We start from the raw sequence: 15,030 nt of genomic DNA, 5'->3' as shown, positions 1-15,030 counted from the left end.
CTCCGCCCGTCACGGGGAGTAACCGTGACTGGACACCCCGAGCGAGAAACGGAACGATCGACCAGTGCCCGACACCCTCGATACCGCAGCAGCCACCGCCGAGAGCGGACGAGACTCCTGGCGCGAAGGCCGCCTCGCCGGTGTGACGTCGCCCCAGGGCAACCTGGCGCTCATCGAGACCCGCTGGCTCAGCGAGGGCACCGAGATCACCGACGACGAGGCTCTCGACGGTCAGCCGAGCACGGTCACCGTCACCAGGCTCACGCGAGCCGACCTCGACACCGGCCGCCCCGAGCACGGCATCCGTCTCTGGGATTCCGCGTCGCCCGCGATCGAGCACTTCGACACGATCTCGCTCTTCCCGTTCGACCCCGACTGGGTGATCGAAGCCGCGTTCACGCCGGTGTCAGGCGACCGCGTCGTCCCTTTCGAGCACATCCGTGACAACGGCTCGTCGCGCGACCTCGTCGTGCCCGGCGACATCACGTTCCGCCGTGACGGCGTCGACTACCGGCTGAGCGCCTTCGACGATGGCGGCGTCTTGCTGCTCGTCTTCGGGGACGCCACGAACGGCAGCTCCGACCCGTCGATCTCGACCTACGGGTCGGGCCGCTTCCTGTTCGTGCAGCGCCCGTCGGGCGACGCCGGATTCGTCGACGCCGGCCCGGTCGTGCTCGACTTCAACCAGGCCTTCGTGCCGCCGTGTGGTTTCTCGGAGCAGTACAACTGCCCGCTGCCGCCGAAGCAGAACCGGTTCGCCGGACCGGTGCTGGCCGGTGAGCGCGACGTCGTGCTGCGCGACGGCTTCGACATCCACCAGCACTGACGCCCCCACAAACACGCACCCCGGCACAGCCCTCACCCCCACCACAGCCCCACCCAGGAGTCCCTCCCGTGAAGAAGAAACTCGGTCTCGCGACCGGCATCGCGCTCGTCTCGGCCTTGGCGCTGGCCGCGTGCTCCGGCACGTCGAGCTCGTCGACCAAGCCCGCCGACGCCACCATCAACATCGGCTCGGTCTACGAGCCGCAGAACCTCGACAACACCGCCGGCGGTGGCCAGGGAGTCACCGAGGCGCTGAACGGCAACGTCTATGAGGGCCTGTTCCGCCTCACCGACACCGGCAAGGTCGAGAACCTCCTCGCGAAGAGCTTCAAGAAGTCGGCTGATGGCCTCACCTACACGTTCGACCTGCAGTCGGGGGTGACCTTCCACTCGGGGGCGAAGCTGACCAGCGCTGACGTGAAATACAGCATCGAGAAGGTGCTGGCCGACGACTCGCAGTCGGCCCGCAAGTCGAGCCTCGCGCCGATCTCGAGCGTGTCGACCCCCGACGACTCGACCGTCGTCGTCAAGCTCTCCAGCCGCTCCATCTCGCTCCCGTACAACTTGAGCTACGTGTGGATCATCGACAGCGCGGCGAAGAACCTGAAGACCAGCGAAGACGGCACCGGCCCGTACCAGCTCGACTCCTGGAAGCGCGGCTCCACCCTCAGCCTCACGAAGTACAAGGGCTACTGGGGCACCGCGGCGAAGAACGCCGGAGTCGTGTTCCACTACTACTCCGACGCGACCGCGCTCAACAACGCGCTGCTGACGAACGCCGTCGACGTCGTCACCAGCGAGCAGAGCCCCGATGCTCTCGCCCAGTTCACGGGCAACTCGTCGTACAAGGTGACCGACGGCAAGTCGACCACCAAGCTGCTGCTCGCCTTCAACGACAAGGTGGCGCCGTTCAACAAGGTCGGCGTGCGCAAGGCCATCACCTCGGCGATCGACAACAAGCAGCTTCTGAACTCGATCTGGGGTGACTACGGCACCCTCATCGGCTCGATGGTTCCGCCGACCGACCCCTGGTACGAAGACCTCACCGGCGTGAACCCCTACGACGTCACCCTCGCCAAGAAGGAGCTCGCCGCGGCCGGCTACGCCGACGGATTCACCTTCACGCTCGACACCCCGAACTACGACCCGCACCCCGCCGCGGCGCAGATCATCAAGAGCGACCTGGCGAAGGTCGGAATCACCGTGAAGATCAACATCATCACGCCCGACACCTGGTACTCGAAGGTGTACCAGAAGCACGACTTCCAGGCGACGATGCAGGAGCACGTCAACGACCGCGACGTCGTCTTCTACGGCAACCCCGACTTCTACTGGGGCTACGACAACAAGCAGGTGACCGGCTGGGTCGACCAGGCCGAGCAGGCCTCGACGACCGACGAGCAGACCGCTCTGCTGAAGAAGGTCAACATGCAGATCGCCGACGACGCCGCCTCCGACTGGCTCTACCTCTACCCGCAGATCGTCGTCGCCTCGTCGAAGCTGACGGGCTACCCGGTCAACGGGCTGAACTCGCAGTTCTACGCCTACGACATCGTGAAGAAGTAGGCTTTCCCGCTCGATGGTCTCGTATCTGATCCGACGTTTCGCGTTCCTCGTCGTCACCCTGGTGCTGGCGTCGATCGTGCTGTTCGTGCTGCTCCGGCTGCTGCCGGGCGACCCGGCGAACGCGTTGCTGTCGGTCGGGGCGACCAAGGAGCAGATCGCGTCGGCCCGGGCCGACGTCGGTGCCGACCTGCCGGTCATCGAGCAGTTCGCCCGCTGGTTCTCGCAGCTCGCCCGCTTCGATCTCGGCACGTCGTACATCTCGGGGCTCCCGGTCGGCCCCGAGATCGCCCAGCGTCTCGTCGTCACGGTGCCGCTGACGCTCCTGGCCTTCGTGCTCGCGGTGATCATCGCCGTCCCGGTCGGATTCATCGCGGCGTACAAGTCGCACCGCTGGTACGGCGTCGCGCTGTCGGCGGTGTCGCAGCTCGGAATCGCCGTGCCGGTCTTCTGGATCGGCGTGCTCCTGGTGACCTTCTTCGCACTTCGCCTGCAGCTCCTGCCCGCCGGCGGATTTCCGCAAGACGACTGGCAGGATCCTGCCGCAGCACTTCGCTCCCTGGCCCTTCCGGTCATCACCGTCGCGATCGTCATGGCGGCCTCGGTGACCCGGTATGTGCGGAGCGCCGTGCTCGACGTGCTCGGCAGCGACTACCTCCGATCGTCGAGGGCACTCGGCGCCTCCTTCGCCGAGGCGATGTGGCGGCACGGCCTCCGCAACGCGTCGGTGCCGGTCATCTCAATCCTCGGCATCGAGCTGGCGACGACGTTCCTCGGCGCGGTCGTCGTCGAGAGCGTTTTCGCTCTGCCGGGGCTCGGCAGCATGCTCTTGACGTCGATCGCGCAGCACGACTACCCCGACATCCAGGGTGTGCTGTTCGTCAGCACGTTCGCCGTCTTGATAGTCGGGTTCCTCGCCGACACCGCCCAGCGACTCGTCGACCCGCGACTTCGGGCCAGCGTGAGTGGTAACCGCGGCGATGGCAGCGGCGGTGGCGGTCGCCGTCGCGGCATCGGCCCGGCGAGCACAGCCGTGCCGGTCGCCGCCCTGCCGGGTACCACCGACACCGGGGCGGTGCGCTCGTGAGGCGTCGGTCGATCACCCTCGCGATCGGCGCGGTTCTCGTCGGCATCATCCTCGCCACCGCGATCGTGTCGTTCTTCTGGTTGCCGTACCCGCCGTCCGACATCGGCGGCGGTCGTCTCGCACCTCCGTCGGCCGCCCATCTGGCCGGCACCGACAAACTCGGGCGCGACCTGCTGACACAGCTGATGATCGGCGCCCGCATCGCCCTGCAGGTCGGCGCCGGATCGGTCGCGATCGGCGGCGTGCTCGGCATCGCCCTGGGCCTCGCCACGGCATTCGCCCAGCGCTGGCTCGACGACGGCCTGTCGGCGGTGCTCGACGTGCTGATCGCGTTCCCGACACTGCTCGTCGCCATGCTCGTGGTCGCCGCTAGTGGAGCGTCGCTCGGTTCGGCCATTCTCGCGATCGGTCTCGCGATGAGCGCTGTCGTGGCACGACTGACGAGGATTCTGGCCAAACGAGTGCTCTCCCTCGACTACATCACGGCCGCCCGGGTGTCGGGCACCCGCTGGCCCGGCCTGATCCTCCAGCACGTCCTGCCGAACATCTGGCCGACGGTCGTGGTGAACCTCGCCCTGCAGTTCGGTCTTGCCGTGCTCGCGGAGGCCAGCCTGTCGTACCTCGGCCTCGGTAGCCCACCGCCCAATGCGTCGTGGGGGAGCATCCTGCAGGAGGCGCAGGGCACCGTTCTCGTCGCTCCGATCGGAGCGGTGGCACCGGGCGTGCTGCTCGTCGTGCTCGTGATCGGCGTGAATCTCGTGGCCGACGGGTTGCGCGACGTCGGAGACCCGACTCGGAGGGGGCGCGCGTGAGCGCTACAGCTGCATCAGCGACTGCCGCGACGGATCCTTCGGGTCTGATCGTGACCGACCTGACCATCCGCGGGGCGTCCGGTGTCGCGCTCGTCGACGGGCTGTCGTTCGCGATCGCTCCGGGCAGGCGACTCGGCATCATCGGCGAGTCGGGCAGTGGCAAGTCGCTCACCGCGCTGGCCGTGCTCGGTCTGCTGCCCGAGGCCCTCGTCGGTACCGGGTCGGTGAGGCTGTCGGGCCATGAGGTGATCGGCACGGCCGAACGCGCTCTCGTGCCGCTGCGGGGGAGCGAGGTCGCGATCGTGTTCCAGGAGCCGCTGACGTCGCTCGACCCGCTGATGCGCGTCGGACGCCAGCTCGCCGAGCCAGTGCGCCGGACTGCCGCACGAAGCGGCCAGAAGCTGAGCCGGGCCGAGGTGCTCGACCGCGTACGGGAGGCGCTCGTGGAGGTGAGTCTGCCGGATCCTGATCGGATCGCATCGGCGTACCCCCACGAGATCTCGGGCGGTCAGCGCCAGCGGGTGGCCATCGCCCTCGCTCTCGCCTCCCGACCGAAGCTGCTGATCGCCGACGAGCCCACCACGGCGCTCGACGTCAGCGTCCAGGCGGAGATCCTCGCCCTGCTGGATCGCGTCGTCGCCGATCGCGGCATGGCGCTGCTGTTCATCAGCCACGACCTCGCCGTCGTCTCACGGGTCGCCGACGACGTCGTGGTGCTGCGAGAAGGCCGAGTGGTCGACCGCGGCTCCCTCGCTGTGTTGATCGATGCCCCCGGTTCCGACTACACGGCCGAGCTCGTCGCCGGCGCCCGCGTGCTCGACGACGCCCTCGATGCGCCCGGGAGGCCGTCATGACCGCCCCTCTCGTGCAGGCGACCGATCTCGGCTTTTCGTACCGGGGTGCCGCGCCCGCCCTCGCCGACGTCAGCTTCTCGGTGGAGGCCGGTCGCAACCTCGGCATCGTCGGAGAGTCGGGTGCCGGCAAGACCACGCTGCTGCGACTGCTGCTCGGGCTGACCCGGCCGACGACGGGCACGCTGTCGACGAACGGCGTCCGGTTCGATGCGGGCGATCGCGCGGCCCTTCGATCGCACCGCACGTTCGCGCAGGCCGTCTTTCAGGATCCGTATTCGTCGCTCGACCCCCGTCAGAACGTCGGGCGCATCGTCTCCGAGCCCCTGCGGTCGCTGAAGTTGGAGTCGCGGGCGTCCGGCGTCCGCGAGCGCGTCGCCGCAGCTCTGACGTCGGTCGGGCTTCCCGCCGATGCCGCGACTCGCTTTCCCCACGAGTTCTCGGGGGGTCAGCGCCAGCGCATCGCGATCGCCCGCGCCATCGTGGCGCGGCCCCGCCTCCTCATCGCCGACGAGCCGGTCAGCGCCCTCGACCTGTCGACGCGCGTGCGCATCGTCGACCTGCTGTCGTCGCTGTCCGCCGACGGGCTGACGGTCGTCGTCGTCTCGCACGACCTCGGCACGGTCGCGGCGCTCTGCGAAGAGACGCTCGTGCTGGAGAGCGGCCGGGTGGTCGAGCAGGGTCCGACGGCGTCGCTGCTGGCCGCGCCCGCGCACCCGTACACGCAGAAGCTCCTGGCTGCTGTGCCGCGCCTGCCCAAGCGCTGACCCGCCCGCCGCCCCCGCTCCCTCTCTGCCTCCACCACGAAACGGCGAGACTCCAGTCGATGCGGTGCGACAACCGTCGCACCCGCACCTCCTGGAGTCTCGCCGCTGGGGAGAGAAACCCCTAGATCACTTCGCCGCAGTGACCGTGAGCTTCACCGACATGGTCGTCGCCTTTCCGGCCGAGTTGGTGAACACGGCCCGGAACAGGCGGCCGTTCGACACCGACGTCGGCTTGACGGAGTACGTCTTCGAAGTGGCACCCGCGATGGCCGCCCACGTCTTGCCGCCGTTGGTGCTCCGCTGCCACACGACGGTCGGGGTCGGTGACCCGGAGGCCGCCGCCGACATCGTCGCCGTGGCACCCGACTTCACCTTGACCGACGCCGCCGGCTGCTTCGTGATGACGGGCTTGGTCGCCGGAGCGGCCGCCACCGTCACCTTCTTCACCGCGCTGACGTTGCCCGCGACATCGGTGGCCCGGTAGCTGACCGCACCCGAGACCGTTGCCGTGCCGGAGTACGTCTTCCAGGTCTTCCCGTCCAGCGAGTACTGGATCGAGGCGACACCGGAGAGCGCATCCGTGGCGGCGAGCGTGAGCTTGCCCTTCGCGGCGCTGGTGACCGAGGTGGTCGGAGCCGTCGTGTCGATCTTGATCGTGGCCTTGGCCAGCTTCGAGATCGAGCTGTCGGTTCCGACGGCGAGGGCATGGATCGCGTGCTCGCCCTCGTCGGTGACGGTGATCGGCTTCGTGTAAGGAAGCAGTTCGCCATCGTCGACCGACACGTAGAGCTGTGCGTCGTCATCGGTGGAGGTCACCGTGACCGCCACCGCCTTCGAGTACCAACCCTTCGCGTTCGGAGCCGTGGTTGCGCCGATCGCGACCGAGGGGCCTGTGCCGGTCTGGTTCGAGAGAACCGCGCCGCGTGTCGCCGTGAGGTAGTTCGTCAGGTTGTCGAACTGGCCGGTGTACGGAACGACCTTGACGCCCGAGACGCCCTGCGCGGCAGCGAGCTGCTCGAAGCCGGCCGTCTGCATCGCGGTGGACAGCACCCGGCTGGCGCTGCGCTGGAGGTCTCCGAGACGCAGGTTGTAGCCGGTGGCCGGGTAGTCGCCCTTGACGGTGACCGTGTACGAGACGACGGCCGAAGCGGCGTCGGACGGATCCTGGTGTACGACGTCCGTGACGGTGATGCCGGCCTTCTGGGCCGCCGTCAGAGCCGTGCCCGAGAGCAGCGACTGCACGTCGGCGTACGCGGCCTGTACCGAGGCGTAGGGCGCGTTGGCCTGGAACGTCTCGTTGTTGATCGCATCGCGGGTCGTCGTGCCGGACACCGGCACCTTCGTGAGGTCGGTGCTGCCGTTGACCGTCGTCGGGATCGACTGCGTGCCCGTGGCCGACGGCACGAGGCCGCCGAACTGCCACGAGTACGAGGTGCGGGTCGGGGTGACCGTCTTGGTGTAGGCGGGAAGACCCGACACGTCGATCGTCGGCGTGATCTTCTTGAGGGCGTTCAGGATCTCGTTCGGGTTTCCGCCGGGCTCGATCAGGTCGTTTCCGGCATACATGACACCCGTCGCTCCGGTGCGGGGGCCTGCGCCCCAGTCCGTCATGACGAGCCCTTTGAAGCCCCATTCACCCCGGAGCACGTCGGTGTCGAGGTCGTAGTCGCCCGAGGCGTAGCTGCCGTTGATCTTGTTGTACGAGGTCATGAGCGCCATCGGCTGCGCACTCTTGACCGCGATCTCGAAGCCGCGCAGGTAGATCTCGCGGCTGGCCCTCTCACCGATGACGTCGTTGCTCGTCGTGCGGGCGCTCTCCTGGTTGTTGCCGTAGAAGTGCTTGATCGTGACGCCCTCACCGGGAACGCTCTGCACGCCCTCCGTCATGGCCGCCGCGGTCAGGCCGCTCAGCAGCGGGTCCTCGGAGTAGTACTCGAAGTTGCGGCCGTTCAGCGGGTCGCGGTGGATGTTCATGCCGGGGGCGAGCCAGAGCGAGACGCCGTACTCCGACATCTCCTGTCCGACCGCGTTGCCGACCTGGGCGACGAGCTCGGGATCCCAGGTCTGGGCGAGGAGCGTGCCGATCGGCCAAGCCGTGCCGAACTGGTAGGTCGCCGGAGTGGACGAGATCTTCTGTGTGATCCGCAGGCCTGCGGGGCCGTCGGCGAGTGTCATGCCGGGGAGGCCGAGGTTCTCGTACTTCGCGGTGGTGTAGCCCGCTGCTCCGACGGCCGTGGCCGTCGTTCCGGCGGCGCTGGCACCTTCGACGATGTTCGCCAGCTGCGTGGCGCTGAGACCGGCGACGAACTGCTCCATCGTGATCTTGCCCGACTGGACGTCGTACAGGGTTCCGGCGGGGTCGACGGTGACCGCTTCTGTCGTCTCACCGGTCTTTGCCGCATACGGTGCGCCGGTGCCCTCCCAATCGGTCGTCGCCCTGTTGAGGTAGGCGGTGACCGACGAGATGGTGTCTTTGTCGATCGCGTAGTACGGCGAGTCGGTTCCGACCGGGACGTCCTGTTCGAACTCCGACGCATTGTTCACGGTGGTGAACGACGACGAAGCGACATTGACGACGGGGGCGTCGGCGAGCTGCGCCTTCTCCTCCGGGTAGGTGTAGAAGTCGGCCGGGTCACTGGTGAGCTCCGAGGTCGGCTTCTGGTCGTTCAGCTCGTTGGCGAGCTGCTCGGTGGTGACCGTGGAGTCGAGCCGGATCTTCGCTGCGACGCGCGTGTTCCGCGAGGAGTCGCCGACGCGGATCGCGTAGTCGCCGGCTTCGAGCGTGTAGGCCGCCTTCGACTCGTCGTAGGAGGCCATGTCGGTGGTGTTGTACCGAATGGTCACCGTCTGCGAGGCGCCTGGCGCGAGAGAGTCGGTCTTCGCGTAGCCGGAGAGCTGCTGGTAGGGCTTGTCGAGCCCCGTCTGCGGTGCCGAGAAGTACGTCTGCACGACGTCCTTGCCCGAGTAGGTCGTGCCGACGTTGGTCACCTTGGCCTTGACGGTGACCGAGGTGGGCGTGGCGGCGACCGACTTCGGCTCGACCTGGAACTGCGTGTACGACAGCCCGTAGCCGAAGGGATACTCGACGACGCTCGCCGGATCGGTGGCGTCGACCTTCTTGTACTGCGAGTCGAAGTAGCGGTAGCCGACGTAGATGCCCTCGCTGTACTGCTCCTCGGCGGTGTTGCCGTCGTTGCCGGCGAACGTCGCCGACGCGGGGTAGTACGAGTACTTCGAGGCCCAGCTGTCGGTGAGCTTTCCCGACGGGGTGACCGTTCCGTTCAGCACCTCGGTGAGCGCGGTGCCGGATTCCTGGCCGGCCTGGCTCATCAGCAGCATCGAGTCGAGCGGCTTGCCGCCGTCGGGGTCGTTTGCGGCTTTGTTGATGTCGTCGAAGAACGCCGTGTCGACGATGCCGCCGACGTTGAGCACGACGACGACCTTCTTGTAGGTCTGCCCGATGAGCTGGAGGTCGTCCTTCTCGGTGTCGGTCAGCTGGTAGTCGCCGGCCCCCTTCGAGCGGTCCGAGCCCTCGCCCGAGTTGCGCGACACGACGAACAGCGCGGTGTCGGTCGGTGCGGTCGGCTGAACCGAGGTGCGGGTGAGACGCTGCTCGACCGACGAGTAGTCGATCGACGGGCCGAAGCCGCCGGCGTTGGCGGTTCCGTACTTCGTATCGAACGCCGACTTCATAGCGTCGTAGTAGGCCGGGCTGGTCGTGACCTGGTACCCGGCGTTCTCCAGACCCTGACGCACCGAGATCTGGTAGCGGTTGTTGACGTTGCCCGATCCCGTCCCGCCCTTGACGGTGGCGTAGCTTCCGACACCGAACGCGGCAACCGTGCCGGTCTTGGCCATCGGCAGCGCCTGGTCGTTGTTCTGCAGAAGCACCATGCCCTGCGTGGCGGTTTTCTCGCTGAGTGCGGCGTTGGCCTTCTCGAGCGGCCCCTGGTTGGGGTTGGTGGTCGCTGCAGAAGCGAAATTCGCCCCGGCGATGACGAGGGCTCCCGAGATGCCGAGAGCGATGGCGGCTTTGCAGGCGGCCCGGATGGGCCTCCGCTCGGCCTGATGCAGTGCGCTCTCCTGAGGCACAGAACTTTCGTGATGCATTGAGTTGTCCTCTCTGACAACAGTCGTCGCGTCTCGGAACAGCCGCGCAACACCCCTGTGTGCGTGCCTCTCGGCGTCCTTGCCGCGTGATCTGACGAGTCCGCCTGTGACGGAACACTCAGGACGCTATGCGCGAGGCTCTCGGCCTGTCAACGAACAAACTCAAGAATAATTCACGTTTTTTGATCGATGACCGAACAAAACCGTTCGTGGCATTTTGGCTCTAGAGTTCTGCCATGTCCGGCCAGGGTGAGCACGTCTCCGTCCGCGATCGCACGCGCGACGATCTGCTCGGCCTGATCCGCTCGTCGGGAGGCACGACCAGGCCCGAACTGGTGGCGGTGACGAAGATGTCGCGCAGCACCGTCAATCAGGCCGTGGGGCGTCTTCTCGACGAGGGTCGGGTCTACGAGACCGCGCAGCAAGAGAAAGGCCCAGGATCCGGCAGCGGCCGCCCCGCCACCCGTCTCGTGGCCACCACCTCGTCCTCGCCGGTCGCCGGCATCGACTTCGGCCGCAATCACGTGCGCGTCGCCGTCGCCGATGAGCGTGGGGTGCTCCTCGGTCAAGCGTCGCGCGAGCTCGACGTCGACCTCCGCGCCTTCGAGGCCCTCGACCTGGCCGCCGAGATGCTCGCCGGGATCGTGCGCGACTCCGGTCTCGCGGCGGTCGGATCGGTCGTGGCTGGCATTCCCGGGCCCCTCGACGCCCGCACCGGCCGGGTCAGATCACCCACGATCCTGTCGAGCTGGGTCGAGCTGGCACCCCGCGACGAACTGCAGAGGCGCCTCGGCGTGCCCGTCCGAGTCGAGAACGACGCCGTGCTCGGCGCCTACGGCGAGCTCCGCCGCGGCGCGGGCCGCGGCCACGCGAACTTCCTCTACGTTAAGGCGTCGCACGGCATCGGCGCCGGTCTCGTGATCGGCGGGCAGCCCTACATGGGCGCGACCGGCATCGCCGGCGAGATCGGGCACATCAACCTTCCCGGCCGAATCGAGTCGTGTCGCTGCGGCAACCGCGGCTGTCTGGAGGCGGTCATCTCCGTCGAGTCGCTCCGCGACCAGATCGCGCTGACGCATCCCGCGTGGGAGAGGAGCAGCATCGATCTGAGCGCCGAGGCGGACGAGGTGACCACTCGGATCCTGAACGAGTCGGGTCGTACTCTCGGTCGCGTGCTCGCTCAGCTGTGCGATCTGCTCAACCCCGACGCGCTCATCGTCGGCGGGGAGCTCGGGGCGCTCGGCGCGCCGCTGCTCGAAGGGGTCCGATCGTCGATCAGCCGGTACTCACAGCCCGCCATCGCCGCCGCGATCACCGTGTCGGCTGCCGAGCTGGGGGAGCGGGCCGAGCTCGAGGGTGCCCTCGAGCTGGCGTCGGCGTGGATGCCCGTCGATCGCTGAGGTGGTGCCCTCAGCCCACGAGATAGGCTGAATGGGCGGGCGTTCCGACTAGAACTGCGTGATGAGGCAGGCCGAAGGCATCTATCGGCGGCGTCGACGGCGCCACCGCACGACGTCAGTGCCGACGAGCACGACGGCGGCACCGATGCCGAGGCCGACGAGAAGCGGCGCCGGAAGATACAGCACCTGCGTGGCGATGAAGATGGCAATCCAGGTCACGACGAGTGTCGCGATCGACGTCAGAGCTCGCCGGGTCGAGCCGAAGGGGCCCGGGTCGGGAATCGCGTCTTGCGAGCGCACCGGTTTCATCGGCTGAATCGGGCTCTGCTCATCCACGCCTTGAGCATCTCACAGCTACCGCGAGACTCGTCATTTGGCCCATCGTGGCGGACTGCATGGGCCATTTGGGGAGTCTCGCGAGCGGGCCTGCGAGTAAGGGGCGCGCCAGGCGCGAGCGGCGTGTGAGCAGCGTGGGCAGTTGCGCACCGGGCAGACTGCACGACCGGGCGGAAAGGTGATAACGTCACCCTGTCCTATTGTTAGAACAAAGGAGTTCCGATGTCGACCAGCACACGAGAGCAGGGGTCCGGCTCGGCCGGGGATGCCGCTGCGGCGCTTCCGCCCCTGACGAAGGGGCCGCACAGCAAGCGTCTCGGTCGAGTGGCACTCATCGCCACGTTCGGCGGACTCCTCTTCGGGTACGACACGGCCGTCATCAACGGAGCCCTGTCTCCGATGGTGCGCGAACTCGGGCTCACCACCCTCACCGAGGGCGTCGTCACGAGCTCTCTCCTCTTCGGCGCTGCCCTCGGCGCGATCACCGGGGGTCGGCTCTCCGATGCGTGGGGTCGGCGCAAGTCGATCATCCTCATGTCGGTGCTGTTCTTCATCGGCGCCATGGTGTGTGTCGTCGCGCCGACTTTCGGCGTCATGGTCGTGGGCCGCGTGATCCTCGGGCTCGCCGTCGGCGCTGCCTCGACGGTCGTGCCGGTGTTCCTCGCCGAACTCGCGCCCTTCGAGATCCGCGGGTCGCTCGCCGGTCGCAACGAGTTCATGATCGTGTTCGGTCAGCTCCTCGCCTTCATCATCAACGCGTTCATCGGCAACGTCTGGGGCGAGGGCAACGGCGTCTGGCGCATCATGCTGTCGATCGAGGCGCTTCCCGCCATCGCCCTCTTCATCGGGATGATGCGGATGCCGGAGTCGCCGCGCTGGCTCGTCAGCAAGGGTCGCGACGACGAGGCGCTGCAGGTGCTCTCGACTCTGCGCACGAAAGAGCGCGCCAAGGCGGAGCTCGGCGAGGTCGAGTCCATGACGTCGGAGGAGGCGAGCCGCAAGTCGCTGCCGATCGCCGAGATCCTGCGCAATAAGTGGTTCGTCCGCATCATCCTCGTCGGCATCGGCCTGGGTGTCGCCCAGCAGCTCACCGGCATCAACGCGGTCGTCTATTACGGCCAGACGGTGCTGAAAGAGGCGGGGTTCTCGGCCAACGCCGCTCTCATCGCCAACGTCGCCCCGGGCATCGTCGCCGTCCTCGGTGCGATCATCGCCCTCCGCATCATGGATCACTTCTCCCGGCGTCGCACCTTCCTGCTCGGCTTCTCGCTCGTCGCCGTCTGCCACCTGCTCATCGGCCTCGGTTCGGTCGTGCTGCCCGCCGGCAACCCCGCCAGGCCGTGGGTGCTGCTCGTGCTCATCGTGGCCTTCGTCGGCTCGATGCAGACGTTCCTCAACGTCGCGACGTGGGTGACCCTCTCCGAGATCTTCCCCCTCAAGATGCGCGGTTTCGGCATCGGCGTCTCGGTCTTCTGCCTGTGGATCGCCAACGCGTTCGTCGGCCTGTACTTTCCGACGGTCATCGCGGGGCTCGGCATCACGAACACGTTCTTCGCGTTCGGCGTGATCAACCTGGTGTCGCTGTTCTTCGTGTGGCGCGCAGTTCCGGAAACCCAGGGTCGCACTCTCGAAAAGCTCGAAGAAGATGTGTCGACCGGCGCGATCTACGTGCAGAACGTCACTCGCGGCTAGCTCACGGCCGGGTGTGAAACCTCAAAATCGACGACTTCAGCGCGATCAGAAGCGTCGATTTTGAGGTTTCGCGGCGCGCCCGCTCCCCCGCGCGCGCAAGCGAGCGCGCGGGCGCGAGCGCGGCTAGCGCGCGAGCGTCGCTGAGGGCGACTCGCCGAAGCGAGCCGCGTAGCCGGCCGCGAAGCGCCCCGCGTGCGTGAAGCCCCAGCGGTCGGCGATAGCCGAGACCGTCACCTCGCCCGGGGCCAGGTTCAGCAGGTCGACCCGAGCTCGGTCGTAGCGAATGCCGCGCAGGTAGTCAGTGGGCGAGATGTCGAGCTGGTTCTTGAAGGCCGCCTGGAGCCCGCGGAGGCTGAGCCCGGCGTGCTGCGCGACTGTGGTCGGCGTGATCGTCTGGTCGGCGTGCGAGTGCATGTACTCGACGGCCTCGCGGAGCCGCCCGTTGCGCGGTGCGAGCAGCGCCTCGGGCAGCTGCGGGCCGGTGTGGCTGAAGGTGCGCAGGAGCGAGACAGCGGCGCGACGATTGGCCTCGGAGCGGGCAAGCGCGGATGCCTCCCCGCGGAGGATCGTCTTGGCGACCTCGCCGACCGTGTCGCGCCACGCCTGGAGGGACGACGCCGACGGTATGGCGGTGTGGTGAAAAGTCAGGGCGCCGGGCAGGGTGCCCTCTTCTTCGGCGGCGACCCGCTCGAGGAACCCGGCGTTGAAGTGGATGAGGCTCTGCTTGTAGGTCGACATCTCGAAGTCGAACTGCTTACCGGTCGGGAACATCATCGGCCGACCGCGCACGAAGGCGGTTTGCTCGGCCGAGGCATCGACGATTCCGCGACCCTCGGTCAGCCAGGCGACGACGTATTCGTTTTCGGGCTGAATGGCCCCGCGGATCTCGCCGAGGAACATGGAAGATCGCAGAGTCATCTCGTCGTCGCCGGTGACCGTGTAGCGGTAGGCGAAGTCGGCCTCGGTCAACCCGGTCGAGAACCCTCGACCGTTGTAGTCGTCTTCGTACATGGCTCGCGCCTGATCGAGATCACGACCACCCACCTCGGTGCGGATGGGGTTGTTCTTCTCGGGCGACACAGGCCGAATTGTTGCAGAAATCCGCACCAGACCGGTTCGTCTTGCGTCGAGCGGCCTGATCAGGATCCGGCCGCACGTACCTCGACCGAAGCGCTACGCGGCCCTCTTGTCGGCGAGCACTTTGCCGAGCGCGACCTCGAGCACCGGTGCGAGCGTCGGCGGCAGGCGAGCAGCCCAGACGGACTCGCCGACAAGGGTCAGGTGGACGGCGGTGGGTTCGCGCTCAAGAGTCCACGACTCGATGGTCTGGACATCAACCGACGCTGGGGCGACAGGCACCTCGGGGCCCTCGATGACGATGTGACCGGGGTAGACGAAGAGGGCGTTGTGCTCGCCCTGCACCGAGGCGGAGCACTCGAAGAGGAGGTCGGGCTCGAGTGGCTCGAAGAAGTCACCGAAATCGGTGAAGGCGTGATCGAAGCGGTCGATGGTGGCCGAACCCTTCGTCGTCGCGGGGGAGGCGCCGTGCCTCCCGTGCACAACACCTAACCAGCCTCCTCTGGCTCG

12 protein-coding genes are annotated in these 15,030 nt (G+C 67.5%); 8 read left to right on the top strand and 4 right to left on the bottom strand.

The window, feature by feature from the left end; all coding sequences use genetic code 11:
- Nucleotides 1-64: 64 nt before the first annotated feature.
- From VH571_RS09195 to VH571_RS09170, 6 genes are all read left to right on the top strand, one after another.
- Entirely contained in the window at nucleotides 65-826 is a 762-nt protein-coding gene (locus VH571_RS09195) for a DUF1684 domain-containing protein (RefSeq protein ID WP_423264279.1), read from the top strand.
- A gap of 68 nt (nucleotides 827-894) precedes the next feature.
- Nucleotides 895-2,391: an ABC transporter substrate-binding protein gene (locus VH571_RS09190; RefSeq protein ID WP_423264278.1), complete on the top strand. Its 1,497-nt coding sequence runs from the start codon at nucleotides 895-897 to the stop codon at nucleotides 2,389-2,391.
- 13 nt (nucleotides 2,392-2,404) lie between these two features.
- Nucleotides 2,405-3,475 carry an ABC transporter permease gene (locus tag VH571_RS09185; RefSeq protein WP_423264276.1) on the top strand — a complete coding sequence of 357 codons (1,071 nt, stop codon included), beginning with the start codon at nucleotides 2,405-2,407 and terminating at the stop codon, nucleotides 3,473-3,475.
- On the top strand, nucleotides 3,472-4,287 hold the full coding sequence (locus VH571_RS09180) for an ABC transporter permease (RefSeq protein ID WP_423264274.1): 816 nt from the start codon (nucleotides 3,472-3,474) through the stop codon (nucleotides 4,285-4,287). Before VH571_RS09185 ends, VH571_RS09180 begins: the two co-directional genes overlap by 4 nt.
- Complete coding sequence (locus tag VH571_RS09175) at nucleotides 4,284-5,141, top strand: ATP-binding cassette domain-containing protein (RefSeq protein ID WP_423264273.1); 858 nt, start codon at nucleotides 4,284-4,286, stop codon at nucleotides 5,139-5,141. The genes VH571_RS09180 and VH571_RS09175 overlap by 4 nt, the downstream gene beginning before the upstream one ends.
- Entirely contained in the window at nucleotides 5,138-5,905 is a 768-nt protein-coding gene (locus tag VH571_RS09170) for an ABC transporter ATP-binding protein (protein ID WP_423264272.1), read from the top strand. Before VH571_RS09175 ends, VH571_RS09170 begins: the two co-directional genes overlap by 4 nt.
- A gap of 126 nt (nucleotides 5,906-6,031) precedes the next feature.
- Here VH571_RS09170 and VH571_RS09165 read toward each other — a convergent pair whose 3' ends face one another.
- A complete protein-coding gene (locus tag VH571_RS09165) occupies nucleotides 6,032-9,997 on the bottom strand; it encodes a glycoside hydrolase family 3 C-terminal domain-containing protein (RefSeq protein ID WP_423264271.1) in 3,966 nt (1,321 codons plus the stop codon).
- Nucleotides 9,998-10,251: 254 nt separating this feature from the next.
- Between VH571_RS09165 and VH571_RS09160 the strand changes: the two genes are divergently transcribed.
- A complete protein-coding gene (locus VH571_RS09160) occupies nucleotides 10,252-11,415 on the top strand; it encodes an ROK family protein (protein ID WP_423264270.1) in 1,164 nt (387 codons plus the stop codon).
- An 81-nt stretch (nucleotides 11,416-11,496) separates the two neighbouring features.
- Here VH571_RS09160 and VH571_RS09155 read toward each other — a convergent pair whose 3' ends face one another.
- The gene (locus tag VH571_RS09155) at nucleotides 11,497-11,751 is read right to left on the bottom strand and encodes a hypothetical protein (protein WP_423264269.1); all 255 of its coding nucleotides are present in this window, start codon (nucleotides 11,749-11,751) and stop codon (nucleotides 11,497-11,499) included.
- A gap of 222 nt (nucleotides 11,752-11,973) precedes the next feature.
- Between VH571_RS09155 and VH571_RS09150 the strand changes: the two genes are divergently transcribed.
- Nucleotides 11,974-13,443, top strand: a complete 1,470-nt coding sequence (locus tag VH571_RS09150; RefSeq protein WP_423264268.1) for a sugar porter family MFS transporter — start codon at nucleotides 11,974-11,976, stop codon at nucleotides 13,441-13,443.
- A 123-nt stretch (nucleotides 13,444-13,566) separates the two neighbouring features.
- Here VH571_RS09150 and VH571_RS09145 read toward each other — a convergent pair whose 3' ends face one another.
- Both VH571_RS09145 and VH571_RS09140 read right to left on the bottom strand, forming a co-directional pair.
- The gene (locus VH571_RS09145) at nucleotides 13,567-14,523 is read right to left on the bottom strand and encodes a helix-turn-helix transcriptional regulator (protein ID WP_423264267.1); all 957 of its coding nucleotides are present in this window, start codon (nucleotides 14,521-14,523) and stop codon (nucleotides 13,567-13,569) included.
- A 93-nt stretch (nucleotides 14,524-14,616) separates the two neighbouring features.
- The gene (locus VH571_RS09140; RefSeq protein WP_423264266.1) at nucleotides 14,617-15,003 is read right to left on the bottom strand and encodes a hypothetical protein; all 387 of its coding nucleotides are present in this window, start codon (nucleotides 15,001-15,003) and stop codon (nucleotides 14,617-14,619) included.
- Between the last annotated feature and the right edge of the window lie 27 nt (nucleotides 15,004-15,030).

The sequence above is a fragment of the Frondihabitans sp. 4ASC-45 genome (assembly GCF_049472575.1).
Classification (GTDB): domain Bacteria; phylum Actinomycetota; class Actinomycetes; order Actinomycetales; family Microbacteriaceae; genus Frondihabitans.
Note: the sequence above shows the minus strand (reverse complement) of the source record. Positions and strands in the feature narration are given on the sequence as shown.